The following is a 398-nucleotide window of genomic DNA, read 5'->3' as shown; positions in this document are numbered from 1 at the left end:
TGTAAATACGATTGACTACCTTAGTTTCACTTGTTTACACAAGATCAGCTTAAAGGAATATTCTAAAACGCAATTTCGTTTCGGTATCCAGTTTTCAAGGTGCAAAGCTGTATGATTATCATTTAATCTCCGTAGAGCTAATGATATTCATGCAGTTTTTGATGAAATTGTATTGGTGGAGCCAAGCGGGATCGAACCGCTGACCTCCTGCTTGCAAGGCAGGCGCTCTCCCAGCTGAGCTATGGCCCCTCACAAGTTCCATCAAAACTGAACAAATGGAATGATGATAGTTTGAAGCTTACGCTTCATATTTGAATGTTTCCATTGCAGGAAACGATTCTCCATAGAAAGGAGGTGATCCAGCCGCACCTTCCGATACGGCTACCTTGTTACGACTT

Annotated in this window: 1 tRNA gene and 1 rRNA gene; both read right to left on the bottom strand. The window is 42.2% G+C overall.

Features of this window, described 5'->3' with window-relative positions:
• Nucleotides 1-173: 173 nt before the first annotated feature.
• A tRNA-Ala gene (locus tag LCF57_RS19490) sits at nt 174-249 on the bottom strand.
• Nucleotides 250-347: 98 nt separating this feature from the next.
• Nucleotides 348-398 (bottom strand): 16S ribosomal RNA (locus tag LCF57_RS19485); the annotation flags it as partial.

It is taken from the genome of Paenibacillus sp. BJ-4 (assembly GCF_020404765.1).
Taxonomy (GTDB): domain Bacteria; phylum Bacillota; class Bacilli; order Paenibacillales; family Paenibacillaceae; genus Paenibacillus.
The sequence above is the reverse complement of the archived record's forward strand: the minus strand, read 5'-3'. Positions and strand labels throughout refer to the sequence as shown.